Here is a 23,278-nt window from a genome sequence, read left to right on the forward strand (position 1 = left end):
TTTAATCAATTTGTCAGCGTAATGCTGTTATTTCGAGGAACTCATGGGTACATATTCCACTAACGAATTCAAAGGCGGTCTGAAGGTAATGCTGGACGGCGACCCCTGCTCCATTGTGGAGAATGAGTTCGTGAAGCCCGGTAAGGGCCAGGCGTTCAGCCGCGTGAAGCTGCGCAACCTGAAGACTGGCCGGGTGTGGGAGCGCACCTTCCGTTCCGGTGAGAGTCTGGAGTCGGCGGATGTGATGGACCGGGATATGGAGTATCTCTATAGCGACGGTGAGTTCTTCCACTTCATGGAGCCGGAGACCTTTGAGCAGTATCAGGCGGATGCGAAGGCGGTCGGCGATGCGGCGAAGTGGCTGAAAGAGCAGGATGTGTGCGTGGTGACGCTGTTCAACGGTGCGCCGCTGGCGGTGACGCCGCCGAATCATGTGATTCTGGAAATCACCGATACCGATCCGGGTCTGCGTGGTGATACGGCGCAGGGCGGTAACAAGCCGGCGACGCTGTCTACCGGTGCGGTGGTGAAGGTGCCGCTGTTCCTGGAGATCGGCGAGAGCATCAAGGTGGATACCCGCACCGCGGAATATCAGGGACGCGCCAAGGAAGACTGATCTTTTCTGATCTGGTGACTCTGAAGGGCGGATACTCTGGTATTCGCCCTTTTTCTTTCCAGCATCGGTGGCTTTGGTTCTCGGCCCTGTGGCGGCAAAGCGCTGGGTGCGCATCTGCGCTTCGTGGTTGTTGGCAGCTAAACTGGTATCTCCTTTCGATTGATTAATCCCATGTCTGAATCTCTCTGGCGCCCTACCGCCCCTCTGGAAAACCTCCGCCGCCGCGCCACCCTGCTTGCGGACATCCGTCGTTTTTTCAGCGAGCGACAGGTGCTGGAAATGGAGGTGCCGCTCCTGTCCCGTCGCGCCACCAGCGATCCCCATATCGACTCGATCACTGCCGGCTGCAGCGGTGCGCCGGCGTTTCTGGCCACCAGTCCGGAGTTTGGCCTGAAGCGCCTGGTAGCCGCGGGGATCGGCGATTGTTACTACCTGGGCAAGGCGTTCCGCAACGGTGAGGCCGGGGGCCGGCACAATCCGGAGTTCACCATGCTGGAGTGGTATCGGCTGGGTTGGGATGACCATCGGTTGATGATTGAGGTGGGGGAGTTGCTGTCGCACGTGTTGAGGATTTCCCGGGTGCGTTCCTACAGCTACCGCTCGCTGTTTTTACAGCACCTGGATGTTGACCCGCACCGGGCGTCGCTTGAAGAGTTGAAAGCGGTGGTGGCGCGGGTGCTGGAGTTGTCGTTTGAGCCGGCGGGGCGGGATGAGTGTCTGGATCTGTTGATGAGCCATCATATTGAGCCCCGTATGGATGGGGATGGCCAGCCGGGGATTACGCTGGTCTACGATTTCCCGGCCTCCCAGGCAGCACTGGCGCGGGTGGAGGACGATGAGCTTGAGGTGCCGGTAGCGCGGCGGTTTGAAGCGTATGTGGGTGGTATGGAGCTGGCTAACGGCTACTGGGAGCTGACGGATGCGCCAGAGCAGTTGCGCCGCTTTGAGGCGGACCGCCGCTATCGGGAGGACAACGATAAGCCGGTGTATCCGTTTGAGGAGCGGCTGGTGCAGGCGCTGGAAGCAGGGATGCCCGATTGTGCGGGTGTGGCACTGGGGGTGGACCGATTGTTGATGCTGGCCTGCGGGGCAGGCCGGATTGAAGAGGTGATTGCGTTTCCGGTGGAGCGGGCCTGAGCTGGATTTTAAGCCAGTCAGGCGCTTCGTCGGTCGTCGTCCAGGTCACTGTCTGGGGCTTCACCGCTATTGGTGATATGCGCGCTGCCGCGCTCGGGGGTAAATTCGTAGTGCGCCACTTCGCCGACGGCGTAAAAGCCCGCGTTCAGCCAGATATCCTGCTGGTCTTCTCCCACCAGGGCCACGGCGTGCTTGTGGTGGCTGTGTATGACTTCGTTGATCAGGTGCTGTAGCAGGGTGCTGCCAATGCCGCGCCCGCGGTGTCCCGGCAGGGTGGCGAGATCGTAAAAACCCAGTGAGTCGGCGGAGGAAAACAGGGTGCCGGTTGCGACAGGTTCACCCTGGTATTCACCGAGGTAGAGCTTCAGGCGGCTGTGTTTGTGTTCCGGCAGCTCAGAGAGTTTCTGGTAAAACTTTTTGATTTGAGCGGTTTCGCGCGGGCAGTCCTGCATGTTCGCAATCAGGTCGCCGAAGGCAATAATACCGTCGGCGGTGGTGACCGGTTTGATCTCCAGTCCCTCGATTTTTTTTTCGTCCGCGGCCAGCTGTTTTACTTCCGCCGCCACAGCGATTTGTGGCGCCTGTCGCTTCAGGTGCAGCGTGTCCATGGCCTCATCATCGAGAGATTTGCTGGCGCAGTGCCACAGGGAAAAGGGGCTGTGGCGTTCGGCGAAATAGTCGACCACAAAGCGCTGCAGTATGCGCATCTGCATCACCGAATTACTTACCACCTGGTTGAAGCGGCTACTGAGCAGCCCGCTGTCGGTTCGCAGCAGGCCGGTAATTTCCTTGCTCTGCTTGGGGTTGAGGAGATCTGCGCAGTACCCGGCTTTGTTTTCCAGGTTGCGGCACACGAGGTTTTTTGCGCTGAGACTGTATTTCATGGTTACAGAATAGTCCTGCCGGTGGTTGGCCGTATCTATAGTTCATAACCTGTGACAGCAGAATCAGCGCAATTGATCCACCTGCGACAGCGCGCACTGGTTCATCGACAGGGCTGGCTGGTCACAGCTCGCGGTGCCGATGACTTCGGCGGGTACCCCGGCCACCAGGGACTTCTCCGGTACGGCTTTGAGGACCACACTGCCGGAGGCGATTTGCGAGCAGCGGCCGATTTCGATATTGCCAAGGATTTTGCTGCCGGCGCCGATCAGCACGCCACAGCGCACCTTTGGGTGACGGTCGCCGGATTCCTTGCCGGTGCCGCCAAGGGTGACGGACTGCATGATCGAGACGTTGTCTTCCACTACTGCGGTTTCACCAATCACGATTCCGGTGGCGTGATCCAGCAGGATGCCCTGGCCCAGTTGCGCCGCCGGGTGAATATCTACACCAAATACCACTGAGATACGGTGCTGCACGAACAGGGAAAGGGAGCGGCGATTCTGCTGCCAGAGCCAGTGGGCTACCCGCCAGGCTTGCAGGGTGTGAAACCCTTTGAAAAACAGGAAGGGCTCGTAGAGGGATTGGCAGGCGCTGTCGCGCTCTTGGATGGCAGCCAGGTCGGCGCGCGCAGCGAGGCCAATGGTCGGGTCGGCTTCCAGCGCCTCGTCGATCACCTCGCGAATCAGTAGCGCGGGCGCCACGGCACTGTCGAGTTTGTTGGCCAGGTGGAAGCTGAGCGCCGCTTCCAGAGCGTCGTGGTTGAGAATGGTGGCGTGCAGAAAGCTCGCCAGAATCGGCTCCCGCTCCACCTGCACCGCCACTTCCCGGCGGATGTTGCTCCAGAGGTCGTCCTGTTCCACTCGGGGTTGCACGCTTTCCATTTGCCTATCTTCCGTTTGCCAGTCTTTCATCGGTTCCATTCACTCAGTGCCCGGCTACACCGCACCGAGGGTCAGTGTCGGCTCCTGCAGGGCGGACAATTGTTCGCGCAGCGCCAGAATATGTTCCGCCCAGTAGCGCGGAGAGTTGAACCACGGGAACGCCATGGGGAACGCCGGGTCCTCCCAGCGCCGCGCCAGCCATGCGGCGTGGTGCATCTGGCGCAGACAGCGCAGTGGTTCCACCAGCTGCAGTTGCGCCGGATCAAAAGGGTAGAAGGTTTCATAGCCTTCCACGACCGTGTCGAGGTAAGCGGTTGCCTCGGCGCGGTCACCGGAGATCAGCATCCAGATATCCTGAATGGCCGGGCCAGTAAGGCAGTCGTCCAGGTCCACAAACCAGGGGGTCTCATCCCGCCACAGGAAATTGCCGCTGTGACAGTCGCCGTGCAGGCGCAGGGTTTCCCACTGGCGGTCGAACAGCGGTGCAATCTGCTCGATGATATGCGCGGTGGTGGTTGCGTAGGCTTCCACGTTCTCTCGCGGTAGAAAATCCCCGGCGAGAATGAATTCGCGGCTGTCGATGGCGAAGCGCTGTAGGGTCAGTTCTGAGCGGTGTTCGAATGGCCGCGCTGCGCCGACGGCGTGAATACGCCCGAGCATGGTGCCCACCTGCTCGAGGTGCTCGAAGTTGTCCAGTTCCACCTGGCGGCCACCGCGGCGAGGAAAGAGCGCAAAGCGGAAACCGTGGGCCTCGTGCAGGGTGTCGCCGTTGATCTGCATCGGTGCCACCACCGGCACCTCCGCATCCGCCAGCTCCAGTGAAAACTGGTGCTCCTCGCGAATCTGCGCATCGCTCCAGCGCCCCGGGCGATAGAACTTGGCGATCAGTGGTTGCGCCTCGTCGATACCCACCTGGTAGACGCGGTTTTCGTAGCTGTTGAGGGGGAAGATGCGCGCATCGGACAGCAGCCCCACGCTCTCCACGCAGTCAATCACCCGGTCCGGGGTGAGCGCATCGTAAGGGTGTGACGATTCGGTCATTACAGCGCTCCGGCGAGCCCGCGGGCCCGTTTAAATAAGGGGCGCTATGCTAACGCGGTTACCCAATACCGCCAAACTTCAAACAAGACCCGCAGGAGCCTGCCCGCAGGCGAACCCAGCCGCAGGCTCACACCCAACTAAATCCGGAGACCTGATGAAATACATCTTCGAAGTCACCATAAAACCCGGCCACACCGCCGAACAATACGCAGATGCCTGGGTGCGCGCGTCAGAGCTGATTCAACAGGCGCCCGGCGCCATGGGCACCGAACTGCACCGCAAGATCGGCGAGCCGGACAAGCTGATTGCCATTGCCCGCTGGGCCAGCAAAGCCGAGCGCGACGCGATGGAAGCCCGGCACAATCCTGAGATCGAAAAGATCATCAAAAGCGCCGCACCGTTTGTGGAGATACGCAGCCTGGGCGGCTATGAGGAGCCGGAGTGGGTGGTGCTGCCGCCAGGCGGCGGCAGCGAACAGTAGGATTGCGCGGTCGCCGAGATTAAACGACGACTTTTTCCAGCGCCAGGCTGCCAATGGAATAGCCTGCACCAAACGAGCAGATTACCCCCGTGCTGCCCACCGGCAGATCGTCGCTGTGCAGGTTGAACGCGATCACCGAGCCAGCACAGCCAGTGTTGGCATATTCATCCAGCACAATGGGGGCGCGCTCGGGGGTGGCGTCGTTGCCCATGAGTTTTTTTGCGATCAACAGGTTCATGTTGATATTCGCCTGGTGCAGCCACCAGCGGCTTATTGAATTCGGCTCCATATCCAGCTCGTTCACCTGGTTTTCCAGGTGTGCCGCTGCCATGGGGCAGACTTCCTTGAATACCTTGCGACCGTTCTGGCGGAACAGCTTGCCCTCGCCGAACGGGTCCACATCGGCTGCGCGGGAGGTGTAACTGACGTTGGAGCGGATATTGTTGGAGAAAACAGTTTTCGCCTTGGTGCCGAGAATTTCCCAGGCAGTATCGGCGTTGCAGCTTTCCTTGCGCTCTACCACCGTGGCTACCGCCACATCGCCAAAAATAAAGTGACTGTCGCGATCGGTGTAATCCACCTGAGGTGAGGCCAGTTCCGGATTGATCACCAGCACCGCTTTTGCGGAGCCAGAGCTGATGGAATCTACCGCACGTTGCAGTGCGAAGGTGGCAGAAGAGCAGGCTACTTCCATATCGAACGCAAAGCCGTCGATACCCAGTTCGCCCTGAATCTCGATGGCGATGGCCGGGTAAGCGCGCTGCAGGTAAGAGGCGCCCACGATCACCGCGTCGATGTCTTCAGGCTTCTTGTTGGCTTTTTCCAATGCCAGCTTTGCCGCCTTCAGGCCCATTTCCGCCTGCAGGCACAGCTCTTCGTCTTTGCGCTCCGGCAGGTAGGGGCGCATACGCTCCGGATCGAGAATACCTTCTTTACTGATCACATAGCGGTTCTTGATCCCGGAAGCCTTCTCGATAAATTCCGCAGAAGAATAGGGCTTGGCCTGAACCTGGCCAGATTCGATGGCGTCGGCATTTTCGCGGTTGAATTTCTCCGCATGGGTGTTGAGCGCCTGTACCAGCTCTTCATTGCTGATGGCGTCCGGCGGTGTCCACAGTCCGGTGCCGCTGATCACGATGCCGCGGGGCATGTTGAATTCACTCATGTTCTTTATCCCATCATCCTGTGCTGTCCACCCGCGGAAGCCCTGAACCAGGTGGGCCGAATCGGGCGAACTCTATTTATAACGTTAGCAGCCGGTGGATTTTTGCGCAGCTGCGGAAAAGGGCGACTATTGTGGCGCCTGGAGTCACATGGGTCTAGAAATGAGCACGGGAGTACCGCTTGGTCACCGGGTCAAACTGGCTGAGGGTTGGGGTGTTTTGGCCACTCGTGTGTGCCGCCCGGGATTGATCCTTCAGATACTGCGGAGGAGCGTTTCGTTCAGTTGCGCAGTTTGCCCCCCTGGGGCAGGATTCCTCAGAGTATCTAAAGGAAGAAAAAATGATAAGAACAATAGGTATCGTTGTTGTGGCAGCCCTGATGCTCTCAGGGTGTGTGTCCAAGGTGACGTCCATCCAGCAGGATCTGGACTCCGGCCTGGAAAAGGGGGAAGGCTATTTACTGATCGGGGTGGATACGAATCAGCAGCTTGATGAGATTCATATTTCGGGCTGGCGAAGCTTCATTCTTACCGAGTCTGACCTTGATAAAGAACAAAATTATATCCTGTTCAAAGCCCCCGCCGGTGAGTACAGGGTTCGTAAAGTTGATATCAATTACTTTTTCGGATTTCGGTTGAATGATGATAACTGGGGCTTCTCGGTAAAACCCGGTGTGATCAGCTATGTAGGTGACCTGAAAGTGCGAACCAATCGCTGGTCCCTGATTGGTGAATTCGAGTTAGTGAATGAGTCTTCGCAGGCATTGGAGTATCTGGAAGAAAAGTTCCCACACCTGCTCTCTAGTCGGCGAGTAGAGTATTTTGGCCCCGGCGAGGATGATTTTTTTCGGTTGGCGGAAGGTTTACAGGGCGGAGGTGAATCATGAGGTGTTTTACCCCTTTCTTGTGGCTGGCAGTGGTGAGTTTGTTCCCATTGGGTAGTGCGGCGAAAAGTATTGATCCGGAAGTTCTGTTCAGCAACCCCAATATCCTGACGCTTGAAATGAGCCCTGACTCGGAACAGATTGCGGGGCACCTCCTGGACCAGGGGGAATTCCTGGGGGTGTTCAACCACAAAACAGGAATTTTTGACGGGCTGATCAATTTTGACAAAGATTATCTGGAGTTGTCCGGGTACGGCTGGGTGGATAACGATACCCTGCATTTCCGTTATCAAGACACCAGAATCAATCGTACGAGTCATGGCTTTGTGGATCTGAGCATCGTTGATGGTGAGGTGAGCTTTGATGTTCGATACGTTGCCGAGCACGGGTATATCGTCGATTATCTACCAGACTCAGAGAATGAGGTTGTGTTCGCTCATCGATCAGACCGCGATCCAAGTAGCCAGAAACTATATCGCCTGACTGTGGACCAGCTGGTGGAAGAAGATTTTGGCCGCAGAAATCGCTTCCGCAAAGAGATAGACGATGCTCTCTACTATCTGTGGGATGCGTCCAGTGAAAGCTTGATTTCCCTGGTTAGCGCGAATGGCTCGGTGGAGATCTGGGTGCTGTACAGGGATGCGCACGACTGGCGCAACATCTACCGGATTGAATCTTCGGTTGAGGAGTTCCTGCCTGTCTCGATGATTGATCAATCCAAAATGATTGTATTGAGTAACAAGGTGACCGATACCGTAGCGCTTGTTGAATACGACCTGGATAGCAACCAGTTTGGAAAAGTGCTTTATCAGCATGAGCGTTATGACCTGGACGATGCGGATATCGTCCTCGTGAGTGCCGGTAAAAACGACACCGTTGAGCAGAGTGTGCACATCAGGTCTGTAACCTACTATGACCATGGCCGCCGTTCAGTGCGTTATTTTCTGGATGAGGATGTCAGGCAAAATAAACTTCTAAGTGCTGCATTTCCTGGTAAGCAAGTTGCCGTGGTCTCGGAAGGGTTGAAAACGGAAAGGAAGGTATTACTCGTGTCTTCCTCTTCAGATCCGGGCGCCTACTATCTCTATGATTCGCAGCGCAAAGAGGCTGCGCTGATTGGCGAGCGATTTACCCGGATAAACCATTCTCTACTATCGGAGTCAAAGGTGATGACCTCCGAGATGGAAGATGGAACCCTGGTTGAATCGATATTTACCGAACCGCGCAGACATTCAAACAATGTACTTCTGGTGATGCCTCACGGCGGACCGGTCGGCGTCAGGGATTACGCCCACTTTAACCCGGAAGTTCAGTATTTTGTCAGCCGGGGATTCTCTGTACTGCAGGTAAATTTTCGCGGCTCTGCCGGCTTCGGGAAGAGGTTTATCGCCAGCGGTCGCGGGGAATGGGGTAAAGCCATCGAGCAGGATATATCGGCCGTTGTAAATCAAGTACGTGCCGATCACGACTTCAGAAATACCTGCTCAATTGGCTCCAGTTATGGGGGCTACTCCGCCCTGATGTTGGCAATCGATCAACCTGCTATCTACGATTGCGCTGTTGCCATGTACGGCGTATTTGATATTCCTCTGCTATTCAATACCAGCAATTTACGTTTGCACGAGGGTTATCTGAAAAGCGTGGAAAAAGTGGTTGGAAAGTTCGATGAGGGCATGAAGGTGCGGTCCCCTTTCCGGCTAGTGGATAAAATTGATGTGCCGGTTTTGCTGGTGGCCGGCAAAGAAGACAGTGTTTCCGGGTTTGAACAGAGCAACCGGATGAAGTATGTGTTACAGCAAAGCGGAGGCGACGTCGAGTTTCTTGCCTATGAAGCCGTTGGGCACGGGAACCATAACTGGGTGGGCGAGCGGCATCAGGCTGCGCTGGTGAATGAATTTCTGGTGCGTAAACTGGGGTTGCCCGATCAAAATTTTGTCGAAGACTCAGTGCGGATTGACGAGGCAATATTGCTTGCAGATTCCTTCTGGTTCGGAGCTGCCACAGTCAAGGACCTTCCGCGCGCAATCTTCCACTACACTCGTGCCGCGGAGCTGGGTAGCGGCAAGGCAATGTACATTCTGGGACAGTACTTCCGGCGGCCGGGTCCCCACAAGAACCTTGAATTGGCTTCGAACTGGTATCGGCGCGCTATGGATGAGGGGTTCGCTCCCGCACCGTACTGGCTGGCCCGGTTGGCAGAGGACGGGGTATTTGACAATGTCAGCGATCCGGAACTGCTGCAGTATTACACCCGTGCTGAAGAGCTGGGCTACGAGTATGCCGCGTTGGATATCGCGAGACTGAATTGTCTGGGGGGCGAAGGATTCGGTCAGAACCCGGGCAAGTGCCTGGATTTATTGGCTTCGGATCGGGAGAGCACCGATTTGGAGGAAAAAGATGACGACTTACTGAAAAAATTCGATCGCCACAGGCTGAGTATACTTGCGCAGATCGTCACCTCGCCCCGGTATGATCGTGCCTCGGCCGATGTGGTGCGGCAGGTCCTTGAGGAGGTGTACGATGTGGATACCCATGACGTTTCCGTACATCTGGAAGATTTTGGAAATGTCGCAAGGCGTCGCAACGCGAACAGGGTATATGTCCGTTCAACGAAAGACCGTATCGATGTCAACGAAGACTCCCGCTTCGGTATAGAAGTGGAGGTTGAGGACCGGTTTGTGGATGGGAAAGAGGAACCCAAAGTGGCGATTGTGGTGCGTTGGCGTTTCCCTGAGTTGGAAAATGAGCAGGGCGATCGCACGTCTGAGTCATCGCAGCTGCTCTTTCCATCCGTGGGCGATGAGACGGTCGTTTACCAAACCATGGACGAGGAGTGGGAAAAAGTCCCTGGGGATTGGGCCGTGGATCTTTTGTCGGTGGACGGGACAGTACTGGCATCCAAGCAGTTCACGGTGACAGATTCCAGGCCGGACTGAGTATCTGATATTCGAATCACGGCACGCGCGCCAACGCAAAGGTGCTGACTTTCTCGGCTCCCGCCTCCAGCAGCGCCTGTGCCGCGACTTCCAGCGTGGCACCGGTGGTAATCACGTCGTCGACAAGGCCAATGTGCAGGCCGGCAACGCGCCCGTGCGCGGCAAAGCTGCCGGACAGGTTATTCAGGCGCTCGCGACGGCGCAGTTCCTGCTGGCTGCCGGTCAGTGCGACCTTGCGCAGGACGCGAGTATTTACGGGTATGCGCCACTGATGGCCGAGCCGCTCGGCGATCAGCCCGGCCTGGTTGTAGCCGCGGGAGAGCTGCTTGCGCCAATGCAGAGGCACGGGAACGAGCAGATCGGGTTTGTCTTTCCCTGGATTGAGCCGGGTTGCGGCCAGTTCCGCCAGGGTGCGGCCGGCGGTTAGGTCGCGGCGGTATTTGAAGCGTTGGATCAGCTGTGCCACCGGGTAGGCGTAATACCAGCAGGCGCGGCTGATCGCTTGCGGCGGTGGCTTCTGCAGGCAGCGGGGGCACTGATGGTCCGAGACGTGTTGCAGCGGCAGTGCGCAGCTACTGCAAGCGTGGCCGATGGCGGGCAGGTTCCACTGGCATGACGGGCAGATCCCCGCACGAATATCGTTACCGCTGGCGCACAACAGGCATACGGCCAAATGACGGTCGATAGTGCGGTCAAGCAGCTGTCCCAGCAAGCGCATTACCATGGATCTTCCCTCTCTCCTTCCCTTTCCTTTTGGGGCCCGCTAGCCCCCATCCTCGCGGTGTCAGACTTGTAAACCAGAATTGGTTTTCCAGGTTGACAGCGAAGGGGCCGCGGCTAAACTGGCAGGCTTTGATGGAAACCCGGTTAATCAACCGACCCCGACGCTGTGACCCAGTATGTTGACTGTTTAGTCCCGTCGCCCGAGGAGAATAATTCCTGTGACTGCCAACCCGCAAATGTCTTCTGAATCGTCCACCTACGGCCAGCTGCGCCACGACTGGACTCGCCGGCAGGTTCTGGACCTGTTTGCGATGCCGTTCAACGATCTGCTGTTTACCGCGCAGACGGTGCACCGCCAGCATTTTGACGCCAACCGGGTCCAGGTGAGCACACTCTGTTCCATCAAAACCGGCGCCTGCCCGGAAGACTGCAGCTACTGCCCGCAGAGCGCCCGCTACGATACCGGCCTGGAGCGCGAAAAGCTGATGAAGGTGGAAGCTGTGGTGGAAGAGGCCCGCGCGGCCAAGGCCAGTGGCGCCACCCGTTTCTGCATGGGGGCCGCCTGGCGCTCGCCGAAGAAAAAAGACATGCCCTATGTCACCCAGATGGTGAAGGAAGTGAAGTCCCTGGGGCTGGAAACCTGCATGACCCTGGGCATGCTGTCCGATGACCAGGCCAAAGACCTGGCGGATGCGGGCCTCGATTACTACAACCATAACCTGGATACCTCGCCGGAGTACTACGGTGACATCATCACCACCCGCACTTATGAGGATCGCCTGAATACCCTGTCCAATGTGCGCTCCGCCGGTATGAAAGTCTGCGCCGGTGGCATTATCGGCCTGGGTGAAGAGGAAAAGGACCGCGCGGGCCTGCTGATGCAGCTGGCGAACCTGCCGGAGCAACCCGAGTCCGTGCCTATCAATATGCTGGTGAAAGTGGCTGGCACCCCGCTGGAAAATAACAAGGATCTCGACCCCTTCGAGTTTATCCGTTGCATCGCTGTCGCTCGCATCATGATGCCAAAGTCTCACGTGCGCCTGTCTGCCGGTCGCGAAGCGATGAACGATGAGATGCAGTCTCTGGCGTTTCTCGCCGGTGCCAACTCCATTTTCTATGGCGAAAAACTGCTGACCACCGGTAACCCGGAAGCCAATAAAGACATGCAGTTGTTTGGCCGCCTGGGCATCAAGCCGGAGGAATTCCACCAGCACGAAGACGAAGCGGCGGTGGAAGCAGAGCTGCAGGAGCGGGTCACCGAACAGCAAAATGATTCCTTTTTCTACGACGCCGCCAAGGCGTAAGTTCTGTTGCTGTTGTGACCTCTCTTCAGGATTTTCTCAAAACGCGCCTGGCCGAGCGCCGGGCGCAGCAGCTGTACCGCAGTCACAAAACCCTCACCGCGGCGCCCGGCCCGGCGGCTGTGGTGGATGGGCACGAACTGGTTACCTTCAGCAGTAACGATTACCTGGGTCTTGCCACCCATCCGCAAGTGATCACCGCGCAACAGCGCGGTGCAGAACTGGGGGCCGGTGCCACAGCGTCCCATCTGGTCAACGGCCATTTCGAAATCCATGAGCAACTGAAAAATAAAATCACCGAAATTACCGGGCGTGAAGCCGCGCTGTTATTTGGCAGTGGCTATATGGCCAATATGGGCGTGATCAACGCACTTGTCGGTCGCGGTGATGTTGTGGTGCAGGACAAGTTGAACCACGCTTCGCTGATCGACGGTGGGCGCATCTCCGGCGCCCAGTCTCTGCGGTTTGCTCACAATGATCTGGATGGTCTGGAAATTCAGTTGAAGCGCGCCCGGGGAAAAAACAGCGGCAATATTTTGCTGGCAGTGGACGGCGTTTACAGCATGGACGGCGACACCGCGCCGCTCGCGCAGATGGCAGCATTGTGCGCCCGCTACGATGCCTGGTTGATGGTGGACGAGGCCCACGGTTTTGGCGTGATGGGCAGTGATGCCTATCCCAGTGCCGGCAGTGTCGCCGCAGCGGGGCTGGACCAGGACTCAGCGCCCATCGTGATGGGCACCCTCGGTAAAGCCGCCGGTAATGGCGGTGCGTTTGTGGCGGGCTCACAGGCACTGATCGATTATCTTGCGCAATTTGCCCGCACCTATATTTACACCACCGGCATGCCGCCGGCGGTGGCCGCCGGTTGTCTGCGCGCGCTTGAGCTGATGCAGCAAGAGCCGTTGGCTGAAACCCTGCAACAGCGCATTGCGTATTTTCGCCGCAATGCCGCGGCAAAAGGCCTGCCCCTGGAAAGCTCTACCAGCGCCATTCAGCCGCTGGTGCTGGGCTGCGAGAAAATCGTATTGAACGTTGCCGGGCAGCTGCAGAAATCGGGATATCTCGTCGGCGCGATACGCCCACCCACGGTACCCGCCGGCACTGCGCGTTTGCGTATTACCCTGTCAGCCGCACACAGTGAGGCGCAGATTGATGGTCTACTCAATGCATTGGCAGCGGCGCTCAGAACCAGCGAGGTATTGGTATGAGCGGCGATATGAATATCGCTCTGTTGCACGGCTGGGGCGGTGATGCCCGTTGCTGGCGGCCACTGCTGGAGGCATTGAGAAATCACTTCGGCACGATAGTAAATATTGAGCTGCCGGGGTTTGGTGCACGCGCGGAAGCGCCATGGCCCGACCCTCAGGAATTGCTCGCTCAGCTGGACGCGCAGTTACCGGAAAATTGTCTGCTGCTGGGTTGGTCACTGGGCGGCATGTTGGCCACACAGCTGGCGGCAAGCAGCAATAAAGTACGCGGCCTGATCACCATCGCCGCCAATGGCAGTTTCGTCACTCGCGATGACTGGCCGGGTATGGAGCCAGGTACCTTTGCCGATTTCTGCCATACCCAGCGGGAAATGCCGGAAAAAAACTACCAGCGCTTTTGTGGGCTCGAAGCGCGCGGCGACAGCGCTATGCGCGCGCTACTGAAAACCCTCAAAGGCTGGCAGCCACAGCAAATCCCCGAAAGCTGGAGTAACGCTCTGGACTACCTTGGAAATCTGGATAACCGGGCGTTGTTGGCGGAACTCGCTGTGCCCGCACTGCATATTTTTGGTGAAGGGGATGCGCTGGTGCCGGTTGCGGCGGCGAAAAAGATCGAAGCGCTGGGTGTGGGAATAGGAGTGATCACTGGTGCTGGTCATTGCCCGCATCTGAGTCAGCCGCAAGAGGTAGCCGGGTTGATTGAATCGTTCCTGGCGTCGTTGCACCTGGAGCCCGCGCCGCTGGAAAAAACCTCTGTGGCCCGGGCTTTTGGCCGCGCCGCACAGAGTTATGATGCGGCTGCTCACCTGCAGCGGGCGGTGTGTCGGGAGCTGATTCAGCGCGCAGGCGAGAACTGGTCACCGAAACGTATCTTGGACCTCGGCAGTGGCACCGGCTACGGCAGCGAGCTGTTGCGCAAACGCTTCCCCGATGCGGAAATCATCGCCCTGGATATCGCCCCACAGATGCTGGCATATGCCCGCGAACACCGGCCGGTGAGTGCTGGCTACGTTGCCGCGGATGCGGAACAGCTACCGCTGGCGGATGGTTGCGTGGACCTGGTGTTTTCCAGTTTCGCACTGCAGTGGTGTTACCAGCTGCCGCAACTCTTCGCAGAAATACGCCGGGTATTGGCGCCCGCGGGCAATACCCTAATTTCCACCCTGGTACCGGGCACTTTGTCAGAGCTGGAGTCCAGTTGGGCGGCGGTGGATGGCGCTGTGCACGTCAATCGTTTCCTGTCGTGTGAAGCCTGGCAAACCGCCTGTGTGGGGAATCAGCTGGAATGCGCGGTAACCTTAGAGCAGCGGGTACTCCATTTCGACAAGGTCACCACCCTGATGCGCGAGTTGAAAAGTATTGGCGCCCACAATGTGAACCGGGCTGCGGGCAAGGGGTTGCTAAGCCGGGATAAGCTGCGGAGGCTTACTGCGGCCTATGAACAGCAGCGCACCGCCGCGGGCCTGCCCGCTACCTATCAGGTGCTGTATCTCAAACTGGCACACAATCTGGCACGCAGCGCGGCCATGGATGCGGCGGTATCCGGCTAATCGAACCGGTCAGTCCTTCGGAATAAACGCGACGATACGTGTCGGCCCGCCACTGCCCCCGCGAATCTTCATTGGCAGCGCGATCAGGGTAAACCCTTTGTCCGGCAGCGCATTCAGGTTGGCCACATTTTCCAGCGCGGGAATATTGCGTTTGAATAATTCCCGATGGGTTTTGAAGAGGCGCGAGCCGCCGTAGTCGATACTCGGCGTATCCAGCCCGACGGCTTTCACCCCACGTTTTTCCGCCAGGAAAATGGCTGCTTGCGGCGATAGCCCGGGGAAGTTCAGTTTCTCAACCGCCGCCTCACCGCGCTCCGCGGTACCCATATACTTCTCCGCATCCGGCCAGTACTGCGCGCTGCCGGTGTCGAACAGCACCAGGCTGCCTTTCTCGATGGTGCCGTGCTGCTGTTCCCAGCGCGTAATATCCTCAACAGAAATCAGATAATTGCGATCCTTTTTGTCCTGCTTGCCAATCTGATCCGCTACACGAATCACAATCCCCGGTCCGATCAGTTGCTGCAGTGGAATCTTGTCTACCGTCGGATGATTGCGCGCAAAATGCACCGGCGCATCCACATGGGTGCCGCCATGTTCCGCAGTTTCCAGGTTGTAGGCCGAGTAGTAATAGCCTTTGTCGGTTTCCCCGGCGAATACGGTGCTCTTGGCGAACTTGTCCGCGGTGGGCCAGTAGAGGGTGTCTTCGGCAAAATCGTGGGAGAGGTCCACCCACTGGCCTTCAGTCAGTGCATCTGCCAGCAGGCTGATGGGTAGGCAAACGAGTAGAGCGAGGGTGAGGCGTAAAGGGGTCATGGCTGGGCTCCGGGTGTACTTTGGCGCTTCCTGCTCAATCCCTTACAGAAGTGCGCCCTGAAAGCCTATACCAATGTACGCATGCTGCCAGCGGGTGGTCGTGGAGATACAGAAAGGCCTCCGTAACGCACGCCTGTTGCCAGGCGTTTGTTCTCGGAGGCCCTAATCGGTGGGGTGCTGATAAGAGGCGGGTTTACACCTGGACGACCACGTAAACCTCGCGGCCGTCGCGCTGGGTGGGCATAAAGTAGTGGCCGCCATAGCGGTAGTACTGGATGCCGTTGATCACCTCGGCCGCATAACCAGCGGGTAGTTCATTTACCACCTGGCCCGGGGAGTAGGCGGGCTGGGTACTGCCAACTGCCGGTGCGCTGGCAACGACGGTTGCGGGTGGTGGAACTACTACATAGCGGTTCATTTGCGGGCGCCACTGGTAGTAGGCCGCACCGTACTGGTAGAAGGTGCCACCGCCAATCTGTACGCGCACGGCGCTACTTGGCAGGGTCAGTACCGCTGCGCCCAGAGGCGCGTCCACGACCACGTATCCGGCGCGGGCCGGACGATAGTAATAGCCGCCATGGTAGTAGTAGGGCACGCCGCCCACCGCCATGTTCACGTACCCTGCCGGCAGAATGGGGACGGTAAAGCCGATACCGATACGCGGGCCGCGGAAGCGCGGGCCCCAGTAGCCGGGTCGGTAAGCCGGGCGGTAACGGGGTCCGTACGCCGGCAGATGTCCGTGGTGGTGACCGCGGTGGCCAGAATGTGCGTCTGCCGGTGCGGCAAACGCAAACGACAGTAGTGCGACCAGTCCGGTGCCAAATATCAGACATTTGACCGCTTTTTTCATGGGTCCCCCCGTATGTGAGTACTTGCTATCTGTCCAAATAATAACCGCATTCGAGGGGGCGCGCTAGCGGCTGGTCACGGCTTAGCGTTAAGAAATGTCAGATCATCCCGGGAGTTACCCACAGCCTGGTTTCGCTGTGGATAACTGGTCGATTGTCCGGTTATGTATTGCTGTGGCGCGGCGTTACTGATTGCGCTGGATGATACCCATCAGCTTGTACAGCAGCTGGGCGGCGCCAAACTCGTAGGCATGGAAGCCTTCGATGGGCGCAAACTCCAGCAGGTCCAAGCCGATGATCTGCCGCTGCTTTGCCACAGATTCGAACAGGCTCAGGGTCTGGTACCAGCCCAGGCCGCCCGGTACTGGTGTGCCGGTGGAGGGGAAGACCGATGGGTCCATGCCGTCAATATCCAGGGTGAAAAACACCTGGCTGGGGAAGTCGTCCGGCAATTGGATGGACTGCACCTGATTCGGAACCAGCTGGTGGGCGTCCATAAAGCGCACGTTGTACTCCCGGCGCGCTTGCATTTCCTCTTCGCAGTAGGCGCGGATACCCAGCTGATACAGGGGCACGCCGGCTTCGCATACCAGGCGCATGACACTGGCATGGCTGTGCTTGTGGCCCTCGTAACGGTCGCGCAGGTCGGCGTGGGCGTCGATCTGCACTACGCCGAAATCGGTGTACCCGGCATCCAGGTAGCCCTTGATGATGCCCCAGGTCACCGAGTGTTCACCGCCGATGCCCACAGGCATTTTGCCGAGGGTGAGGATTTCGCGGGTGGCGGTCGCGATATTCTCCATGACCTGCTCGGCGGGGCCGCTGACGTCTATGGCGTCGTGGGTGTAGATGCCGAGGTCGCAGGGGGTGGAAAAGTTGTCGAAGGTTTCCAACTGGTGGGATGCTTCGATAATCGCCGCTGGTCCCTTGCCTGTACCGCCGCCGTAGGAGACGGTTTCTTCGTACGGAATTGGCAGGATATGGAACAGGGCGTCTTCTGGTTTGGGTTGCTCGATTTCGGAGCCCAGAAAAACATTGGGGTCTTCTTGGTGCATGGGTTCTTTATAACCGTTTGTGGCGGCGGAGTGCCGGGTGAAAGGTTTCACCGTCACCGCAATTGCTTCAGAGCACCTGCGGTGGGCTGGAGTCACGAGAGACGACTTTTAAAGTCCTCGTACCCGAATTCTTTAACCATGCGCAATTCATCGGTATCCGAATTCCACAGCGCAATGGAGGGCAGCGGGATGCCGTTGAACGTATTGGTCTTTACCATGGTGTAGTAGGCCATTTCCTCAAACACAATCCGCTCGCCAATATGCAGTGGCTCGGCAAAACTGTATTCGCCGATCCTGTCTCCGGCCAGACAGCTCTGACCGCCAAGCTGGTAACTGTGCGGCAGCTCCTCCGGTAGAGAGGCACCGGTGATTTCCGGGCGGTAAGGCATTTCGATAACGTCGGGCATATGGCAGGTGGCAGAAACATCGAGAATGGCCTGGTTTTTACCGTTCCAGGTGAGGTCGATCACTTCGCCTACGAGCACACCGCAAAATAGCGCGACTGCTTCGCCTGGTTCCAGATAAACCTGAACATCGTGCTTGCTGGAAAAGGCTTTGACCGCAGCAATCAATTCTTCCACCTGATAATCACAGCGGGTGATGTGATGGCCGCCGCCGAAATTGATCCACGCCATTTGTGGAATCAAATCGCCAAACTTGTCCTCGACTGCCTGGATGGTGCGCTCCAGGGGTTTGAAGTCCTGCTCGCACAGCGTGTGGAAGTGCAGTCCACTGATGCCGTGCAGGTCTTCCCCGTCAAACTGATTGCGCACGATACCCAGGCGCGAACAAGGGGCGCAGGGGTCGTAAATCGGTGTGTGCCCTTCGGAATGTTCGGGGTTGATGCGCAGGCCAAATTGCAACTCCGGGCGCTGCTTTTGCGCGTCCAGACACATGGCTTTGTAGCGCTTCCACTGGGAAAACGAATTGAAAATCACGTGGTGGGCGAAGCCCAGAATTTCTTTCAGCTCCGCTTCTTTGTAACCGGCGCTGAACACATGCACTTCTTTGCCGAGGTCCTTGCCACCGTACTCTTCAAAACCCAGCTTTGCTTCATTAATGCCGCTGGCGCAGGTGCCGGAAAGATACTCGGCCACAATGTGGCCGACGCTGAACATGGAAAAGGCTTTCAGTGCGGCCAGTACCTTGGCACCACTGCGCTTCTGCACATCGGCCAATACTTCCAGGTTGTCGCGCAGGGCGATTTCGTCCACCACGAAGCAGGGGGTGGGGACGCGAGTCGGGTCAAATTCGCCGAAGTAGTCTTTGCGGGGAGTCAGGTCCATTTATTCTCACGTTGTATTTGCAGGAGCCTGCCCAGCAGGCGAACAGGGCGGATGCCGAGGTGGTTCGCCAGCAAGCAGGCTCCTGCAGGGAGGTCAAGGTCATGCCGGCGTGGGCCGGCAGTCCAGTGCAATTAAACGAAAGGCTTATCCAGCCAGGTTTCCTGCCACGGCAGGCCGTACTTGTTCAGATCGTCCATAAACGGATCCGGATCCAGCTGTTCCATATTCCACACGCCGGGCTTCATCCATTTGCCTTCCATCATCATCTTCGCGCCGATCATCGCCGGTACGCCGGTGGTGTAGGAGATGGCCTGGGACTGTACTTCTTTAAACGCTTCCTGGTGGTCGCAGATGTTGAAGACATAGTAAATCTTGTCTTCACCGCCGCCCTTGGGAGTACCCTTTACGATATTCCCGATACAGGTCTTGCCCTTGGTCAGCGGGCCGAGGCTCGCCGGATCCGGAAGCAGCGCTTTGAGGAACTGGATCGGTACAATCTGTTGCCCCTGGAATTCGATTGGCTCGATGCTGGTCATGCCAACATTCTGTAAAACTTCCAGGTGCTTGAGGTAACTGGAACCGAAGGTCATCCAGAAGCGTGCGCGCTCGATTTCTGGGAAGTGCTTGGACAGGGATTCCAGTTCTTCGTGGTACAGCAGGTACAGGTCTTTTTCACCAATACCCTCCGGGAATTCGAACACTCGCTTTTCTTCCATGGGCTTGGTGGTCACCCATTTACCGTCTTCCCAGTAACGGCCATTCGCGGTAATTTCGCGGATGTTGATTTCCGGGTTGAAGTTGGTGGCAAACGGAAGGCCGTGATCGCCGGCGTTACAATCGAGAATATCCAGGGTTTTGATGCGGTCGAAGTGGTGCTTCTTGGCATAGGCGGTAAATACGCTGGTTACGCCGGGGTCAAAACCACTGCCCAGCAGTGCCATCAGGCCTGCTTTCTCGAACTTCTCCTGATACGCCCACTGCCAGCTGTACTCGAACTTGGCTTCTTCTGGCGGCTCGTAGTTGGCGGTGTCCAGGTAGTGCACGCCGGTTTCCAGGCAGGCATCCATGATATGTAGGTCCTGATATGGCAGGGCCACATTGATGACCATGTCTGGCTTGACCTTTTCGATCAGGGCGACCATTTCGCTGACATTGTCAGCATCCACTTCCGCGGTATTGATTTTGCGCGGCAGCATATCGGCGATTTTGTCGCATTTGGATTTGGTGCGACTGGCGAGGGTGATATTCTCAAACACCTCTTCTACCTGCGCACACTTGTGTGCAACCACCTGACCGACGCCACCGGCGCCTACAATTAATACGTTGGCCATATCGTTCTCCCTTTGGGCTTCGTCGCCACCGGACCGGCGTTAACAGGACTTCGGCCCGTGAAATTTTGGTGGATACGCTTCGCTTATCCACCCTACAAAATACACTCGAAAATCGATTTACTTTTCGAAGTAGGTGTAACCACTCATGCTTGCAGTGTAGGTGTGCAAAATATCCTTACGCTGCTGCGCAGTAATCCGCTTTTCTTTTACCGCTCGCTCTGCGAGCTTGCGGAAGCGTTCAAACAGATCCTGCGGTGAATATTCCACGTAACTCAATACATCCGCGATGCTGTCGCCGTGGATCTCACGGCTGTAATCGACACTGCCGTCTTCTTCGATACGAACGCTCACCACATTGGTATCACCAAACAGATTGTGTAGATCCCCCAGCGTCTCTTGATACGCACCAACCAGGAAAGTACCGAGAATATACTCTTCGCCTTCCTTCAGCGGATGCACCGGCAAGGTTTTACGCACATCCTGGCGGTCGATAAAGCGATCGATCTTGCCGTCACAGTCGCAAGTGATGTCCGCAATAATCGCCGAGCGGGTCGGCGCTTCATCCAGGCGGTGTACCGGTACCAGCGGGAACAGTTGGTCAATCGCCCAGATGTCCGGCAGCGATTGAAACACACTCACATTTGCGTAATAAATGTCGGACAACACTTCCGGCAACGCCTGCAGGTCTACCGGTACCTGCTCCACTTCATCCAGCAGTTTGCGAATTTTCTGCGCGCACTGCAGGAACAGGTTCTCCGCCAGTGCACGATCCCGCAGGCTGACCTGCCCATGCAGGTAGAGCGCGCGAATCTCGTCGCGGTAGTAGAGCCCGTCGTTGTAGCTTTCCTGCAGGTTTCTCGGTGTCACACTCTGCAGTGCATGCTGCAGGTTTTTCAACATCGGGTGCGCATCATCGCTGATGCTGTCCTCTTCCAGCTCGATCGGCTCGAAGCTGGTGGTGTCCAGAATGTTGAACAGCAATACCGACGAATAGGCTACCGTGGCGCGGCCGGACTCGGTAATGATTACCGGGTGCTCCACGCCCTCGCTGTCCAGGGTGCCCATGATGGCTTCCACCACATCCACACAGTACTCATCCAGCGAGTAGTTCTTGGAGTGGGTGTAGTTGGTCTTGGAGCCATCGTAATCCACTGCCAGGCCACCGCCCAGATCCAGGTAACCCATGGCGGCACCTTCTTCCACCAGGTCTGCATAGTAGCGACAGGCTTCCAGCACGCCGGTGCGGATATCGCGGATATTCGGTACCTGCGAGCCCAGATGGTAGTGCAGTAGTTTCAGGCAGTGCAGCATGTCGGCATCACGCAGCTTGTCGACCATCGCGATCAGGTCGTTACTGCCCAGGCCAAAGATACTGCGGTCGCCGCTGGTGGCGTTCCAGTAGCCGCCAACCTTGCTGGCCAGCTTGATGCGCACTCCAATGTTGGGTTCCACTTTCTCGCGCTGGGCGCAATGAATAATGGTGTCCACTTCCGATGGAGTCTCCACTACAAAGAACACCTGTACGCCGAGGCGTTGGGCCTGTAAGCCCAGGTTGATGAACTCTTCGTCTTTGTAGCCGTTGCACACGATCAGTGCATCGGTGTTGTCCAGGATCGACAGGGCGGCGATCAGCTCCGCTTTGCTGCCGGCTTCTAGGCCGTGACCGAACTGGCGGCCAGCGCGGGCGATCTCTTCGATCACCTGGCACTGCTGGTTCACCTTGATCGGAAAAACGCCGCGGAACACGTTGTTGTATCCGCTGCTCTCAATAGCGCTGCGGAAGGAGTTGTTGATGCGCGCGATCTGGGCGTCGAGCAGGTTTTCAAAGCGCACCAGCAGTGGCATGCCGAAGCCGCGCTCGGTGGCACCCTGTGCGATATCCATCAGGGAAACGGCGTGCAGGTCCCCGGCATCGTTCTTAACTTCAACCGTGATCTCACCAGACTGGTTCAAATTGAAATAGCCGGCACCCCAGTTGCGGATGCCGTAAAGCTCTGCTGAGTCTTCGCAGGTCCAGTTTTCGATCTGTTGTTGTTTCATGGCGTCTATTAAGTTGGGGAATCCTAGGGGGTTCTGAAAGTGTGTACCGGAAAGAGTTCCGGGGTGCGTCAGCGGCGCGAATCTTGGGGCCAGAGTTTGTGGAAAGCAATAACTATAGAAAAGAAAAATGGCCTTTTTTTAAAGGAAAAAATTAAATTTTTGTTCGGTTTTTGCGCTGTTTGTGAATGCGGACATCTTTGGCGCGGGGTTTGCCGGGTTGGCGCGCGCTCGAGATATAAAAAAGGCGACTCGAGAGAGTCGCCAGAGGGGCAATAACCGAACTTTCATTCGGTTGTTGGGGTTGGGAGAAAACCGTTCCTGTGAGCTTCCTTTCCAGTCGAATTGGTGGAATCAATCCCGCATTACAGGAAGCCGGGGTTGTGTACTACTAAGTAACCGTTGCGGCGATGGTCCCAGCGATAATAGGTGTCGTACGCGACGAAGTAGTTGAGGCCGTTGAAGCTTACGCTCATCGCTGTGCCCGGCAGGGTGCGCACGAAGGCGCCAACCGGGGCCTGGGCAACCACATATCCGGCGCCGTTAGGGCGGTAGAACACCCCGTCACTGAAGTAGTAGCCCAGGCCGCCAAACGTCAGGCTGATATAGCTTTTGGGCAGGCGTTTCCAGCGGTAGCCGTAACCGTAGTGCTTCGGGCGCCAGCGATGTTTGTGTGGGCGATGATGCGGGCGGTGTGGCTTGTGACTGGGTCTGTGTGCAGGGCGGTGGGGTTTGTGGCCGCCATGCGCTTGTTTCCTGTCGTTGCGGTTTTTGTCGTAGCGGCGGTCATAGCCTGCGTACTTCAGGTATTTGTGCTTGTCTTTGCCGTGCTGCTTATCCTGTCGGTCGTCTTTTCCTTTGTGGTTTTTGCGGCGGTCCTCACGGGCATTTTCGCGGTCCAGGCGGCGGTTGTGGGCATCCCGGCGCTTGTTCTCCATATCCCGTATCTTGGTGTGATGCTGTTTGTTGCGGTCCTGCTGCTGCACGAACTTGCGGTTGTGGTCGTTGCGGTGGTGGCGGTCGTCCCGGTCCGCCAGTGCCGGGCCGGTGGCCAGCAACAGGCCGGCGGTGGTGATGGCAGTAATCAGTCTTTTCATGGC

The 23,278-nt window shown here is 57.5% G+C and carries 20 protein-coding genes; 8 read left to right on the plus strand and 12 right to left on the minus strand.

Translation table 11 applies throughout. The annotated features are described in order from the left end of the window. The first annotated feature begins 43 nt into the window (after window positions 1-43). Both efp and epmA read left to right on the plus strand, forming a co-directional pair. Window positions 44-616: an elongation factor P gene (gene efp, locus Q1A74_RS08365; protein ID WP_299594602.1), complete on the plus strand. Its 573-nt coding sequence runs from the start codon at window positions 44-46 to the stop codon at window positions 614-616. Window positions 617-787: 171 nt separating this feature from the next. Further along, complete coding sequence (epmA, locus tag Q1A74_RS08370; RefSeq protein ID WP_299594604.1) at window positions 788-1,753, plus strand: EF-P lysine aminoacylase EpmA; 966 nt, start codon at window positions 788-790, stop codon at window positions 1,751-1,753. Between the two features lie 17 nt (window positions 1,754-1,770). On the opposite strand, the gene Q1A74_RS08375 is transcribed toward epmA, so the two are convergent. The 3 genes from Q1A74_RS08375 to Q1A74_RS08385 all read right to left on the minus strand — a co-directional run bounded on the left by Q1A74_RS08375 (window position 1,771) and on the right by Q1A74_RS08385 (window position 4,560). Beyond that, window positions 1,771-2,637, minus strand: coding sequence for a GNAT family N-acetyltransferase (locus tag Q1A74_RS08375; protein ID WP_299594606.1), 867 nt, complete (start codon window positions 2,635-2,637; stop codon window positions 1,771-1,773). 63 nt (window positions 2,638-2,700) lie between these two features. Then, entirely contained in the window at window positions 2,701-3,519 is an 819-nt protein-coding gene (gene cysE / locus Q1A74_RS08380) for a serine O-acetyltransferase (RefSeq protein WP_299595574.1), read from the minus strand. A gap of 54 nt (window positions 3,520-3,573) precedes the next feature. Next, window positions 3,574-4,560: a serine/threonine protein kinase gene (locus Q1A74_RS08385; RefSeq protein WP_299594608.1), complete on the minus strand. Its 987-nt coding sequence runs from the start codon at window positions 4,558-4,560 to the stop codon at window positions 3,574-3,576. Window positions 4,561-4,714: 154 nt separating this feature from the next. Here Q1A74_RS08385 and Q1A74_RS08390 point away from each other — a divergent pair, with 154 nt between their 5' ends. Beyond that, complete coding sequence (locus Q1A74_RS08390) at window positions 4,715-5,041, plus strand: antibiotic biosynthesis monooxygenase (RefSeq protein ID WP_299594610.1); 327 nt, start codon at window positions 4,715-4,717, stop codon at window positions 5,039-5,041. A gap of 19 nt (window positions 5,042-5,060) precedes the next feature. Here the strand turns inward: Q1A74_RS08390 and Q1A74_RS08395 are convergent, their stop codons facing one another. Further along, the gene (locus Q1A74_RS08395) at window positions 5,061-6,206 is read right to left on the minus strand and encodes a beta-ketoacyl-ACP synthase III (RefSeq protein WP_299594612.1); all 1,146 of its coding nucleotides are present in this window, start codon (window positions 6,204-6,206) and stop codon (window positions 5,061-5,063) included. A 365-nt stretch (window positions 6,207-6,571) separates the two neighbouring features. On the opposite strand from Q1A74_RS08395, the gene Q1A74_RS08400 reads away from it, so the two are divergent. Together Q1A74_RS08400 and Q1A74_RS08405 are read left to right on the plus strand one after the other, a co-directional pair. Next, complete coding sequence (locus tag Q1A74_RS08400; protein WP_299594615.1) at window positions 6,572-7,090, plus strand: hypothetical protein; 519 nt, start codon at window positions 6,572-6,574, stop codon at window positions 7,088-7,090. Further along, entirely contained in the window at window positions 7,087-10,023 is a 2,937-nt protein-coding gene (locus Q1A74_RS08405; RefSeq protein ID WP_299594617.1) for a prolyl oligopeptidase family serine peptidase, read from the plus strand. Before Q1A74_RS08400 ends, Q1A74_RS08405 begins: the two co-directional genes overlap by 4 nt. 16 nt (window positions 10,024-10,039) lie before the next feature. Here Q1A74_RS08405 and Q1A74_RS08410 read toward each other — a convergent pair whose 3' ends face one another. Beyond that, a complete protein-coding gene (locus Q1A74_RS08410) occupies window positions 10,040-10,747 on the minus strand; it encodes a ComF family protein (RefSeq protein ID WP_299594619.1) in 708 nt (235 codons plus the stop codon). 235 nt (window positions 10,748-10,982) lie between these two features. On the opposite strand from Q1A74_RS08410, the gene bioB reads away from it, so the two are divergent. Genes bioB through bioC form a run of 3 tightly spaced genes read left to right on the plus strand, consistent with a single transcriptional unit; the run spans window position 10,983 to window position 14,808 of the window. Then, complete coding sequence (bioB, locus tag Q1A74_RS08415; RefSeq protein WP_299595576.1) at window positions 10,983-12,050, plus strand: biotin synthase BioB; 1,068 nt, start codon at window positions 10,983-10,985, stop codon at window positions 12,048-12,050. A 14-nt stretch (window positions 12,051-12,064) separates the two neighbouring features. Further along, complete coding sequence (gene bioF / locus Q1A74_RS08420; RefSeq protein ID WP_299594621.1) at window positions 12,065-13,258, plus strand: 8-amino-7-oxononanoate synthase; 1,194 nt, start codon at window positions 12,065-12,067, stop codon at window positions 13,256-13,258. Continuing rightward, complete coding sequence (bioC, locus tag Q1A74_RS08425) at window positions 13,255-14,808, plus strand: malonyl-ACP O-methyltransferase BioC (protein ID WP_299594623.1); 1,554 nt, start codon at window positions 13,255-13,257, stop codon at window positions 14,806-14,808. The genes bioF and bioC overlap by 4 nt, the downstream gene beginning before the upstream one ends. A gap of 9 nt (window positions 14,809-14,817) precedes the next feature. On the opposite strand, the gene Q1A74_RS08430 is transcribed toward bioC, so the two are convergent. From Q1A74_RS08430 to Q1A74_RS08460, 7 genes are all read right to left on the minus strand, one after another. After that, window positions 14,818-15,621, minus strand: a complete 804-nt coding sequence (locus Q1A74_RS08430) for a cyclase family protein (RefSeq protein ID WP_299594625.1) — start codon at window positions 15,619-15,621, stop codon at window positions 14,818-14,820. A gap of 193 nt (window positions 15,622-15,814) precedes the next feature. Beyond that, window positions 15,815-16,471: a DUF6515 family protein gene (locus Q1A74_RS08435; RefSeq protein WP_299594627.1), complete on the minus strand. Its 657-nt coding sequence runs from the start codon at window positions 16,469-16,471 to the stop codon at window positions 15,815-15,817. A 183-nt stretch (window positions 16,472-16,654) separates the two neighbouring features. Next, on the minus strand, window positions 16,655-17,524 hold the full coding sequence (gene speB, locus Q1A74_RS08440; RefSeq protein ID WP_299594629.1) for an agmatinase: 870 nt from the start codon (window positions 17,522-17,524) through the stop codon (window positions 16,655-16,657). Between the two features lie 92 nt (window positions 17,525-17,616). Next, window positions 17,617-18,810 carry a carboxynorspermidine decarboxylase gene (nspC, locus tag Q1A74_RS08445; protein ID WP_299594631.1) on the minus strand — a complete coding sequence of 398 codons (1,194 nt, stop codon included), beginning with the start codon at window positions 18,808-18,810 and terminating at the stop codon, window positions 17,617-17,619. Between the two features lie 131 nt (window positions 18,811-18,941). Further along, entirely contained in the window at window positions 18,942-20,141 is a 1,200-nt protein-coding gene (locus Q1A74_RS08450) for a saccharopine dehydrogenase family protein (RefSeq protein WP_299594633.1), read from the minus strand. Between the two features lie 117 nt (window positions 20,142-20,258). Next, complete coding sequence (gene speA / locus Q1A74_RS08455; protein ID WP_299594635.1) at window positions 20,259-22,181, minus strand: biosynthetic arginine decarboxylase; 1,923 nt, start codon at window positions 22,179-22,181, stop codon at window positions 20,259-20,261. A gap of 362 nt (window positions 22,182-22,543) precedes the next feature. Then, complete coding sequence (locus Q1A74_RS08460; protein ID WP_299594637.1) at window positions 22,544-23,275, minus strand: DUF6515 family protein; 732 nt, start codon at window positions 23,273-23,275, stop codon at window positions 22,544-22,546. Window positions 23,276-23,278 lie beyond the last annotated feature (3 nt).

It is taken from the genome of uncultured Microbulbifer sp., from assembly GCF_947504145.1.
In the GTDB taxonomy this organism is placed as follows: Bacteria; Pseudomonadota; Gammaproteobacteria; order Pseudomonadales; family Cellvibrionaceae; genus Microbulbifer.

Excerpts from the sequence above, each read along its gene's own strand:
- efp (WP_299594602.1), top strand. The coding sequence starts at position 44 with ATGGGTACATATTCCACTAACGAATTCAAAGGCGGTCTGAAGGTAATG.
- epmA (WP_299594604.1), top strand. The coding sequence starts at position 788 with ATGTCTGAATCTCTCTGGCGCCCTACCGCCCCTCTGGAAAACCTCCGC.
- Q1A74_RS08375 (WP_299594606.1), bottom strand. The coding sequence starts at position 2,637 with ATGAAATACAGTCTCAGCGCAAAAAACCTCGTGTGCCGCAACCTGGAA.
- cysE (WP_299595574.1), bottom strand. The coding sequence starts at position 3,519 with ATGGAAAGCGTGCAACCCCGAGTGGAACAGGACGACCTCTGGAGCAAC.
- Q1A74_RS08385 (WP_299594608.1), bottom strand. The coding sequence starts at position 4,560 with ATGACCGAATCGTCACACCCTTACGATGCGCTCACCCCGGACCGGGTG.
- Q1A74_RS08390 (WP_299594610.1), top strand. The coding sequence starts at position 4,715 with ATGAAATACATCTTCGAAGTCACCATAAAACCCGGCCACACCGCCGAA.
- Q1A74_RS08395 (WP_299594612.1), bottom strand. The coding sequence starts at position 6,206 with ATGAGTGAATTCAACATGCCCCGCGGCATCGTGATCAGCGGCACCGGA.
- Q1A74_RS08405 (WP_299594617.1), top strand. The coding sequence starts at position 7,087 with ATGAGGTGTTTTACCCCTTTCTTGTGGCTGGCAGTGGTGAGTTTGTTC.
- Q1A74_RS08410 (WP_299594619.1), bottom strand. The coding sequence starts at position 10,747 with ATGGTAATGCGCTTGCTGGGACAGCTGCTTGACCGCACTATCGACCGT.
- bioB (WP_299595576.1), top strand. The coding sequence starts at position 10,983 with ATGTCTTCTGAATCGTCCACCTACGGCCAGCTGCGCCACGACTGGACT.
- bioC (WP_299594623.1), top strand. The coding sequence starts at position 13,255 with ATGAGCGGCGATATGAATATCGCTCTGTTGCACGGCTGGGGCGGTGAT.
- Q1A74_RS08430 (WP_299594625.1), bottom strand. The coding sequence starts at position 15,621 with ATGACCCCTTTACGCCTCACCCTCGCTCTACTCGTTTGCCTACCCATC.
- Q1A74_RS08435 (WP_299594627.1), bottom strand. The coding sequence starts at position 16,471 with ATGAAAAAAGCGGTCAAATGTCTGATATTTGGCACCGGACTGGTCGCA.
- speB (WP_299594629.1), bottom strand. The coding sequence starts at position 17,524 with ATGCACCAAGAAGACCCCAATGTTTTTCTGGGCTCCGAAATCGAGCAA.
- nspC (WP_299594631.1), bottom strand. The coding sequence starts at position 18,810 with ATGGACCTGACTCCCCGCAAAGACTACTTCGGCGAATTTGACCCGACT.
- Q1A74_RS08450 (WP_299594633.1), bottom strand. The coding sequence starts at position 20,141 with ATGGCCAACGTATTAATTGTAGGCGCCGGTGGCGTCGGTCAGGTGGTT.
- speA (WP_299594635.1), bottom strand. The coding sequence starts at position 22,181 with ATGAAACAACAACAGATCGAAAACTGGACCTGCGAAGACTCAGCAGAG.
- Q1A74_RS08460 (WP_299594637.1), bottom strand. The coding sequence starts at position 23,275 with ATGAAAAGACTGATTACTGCCATCACCACCGCCGGCCTGTTGCTGGCC.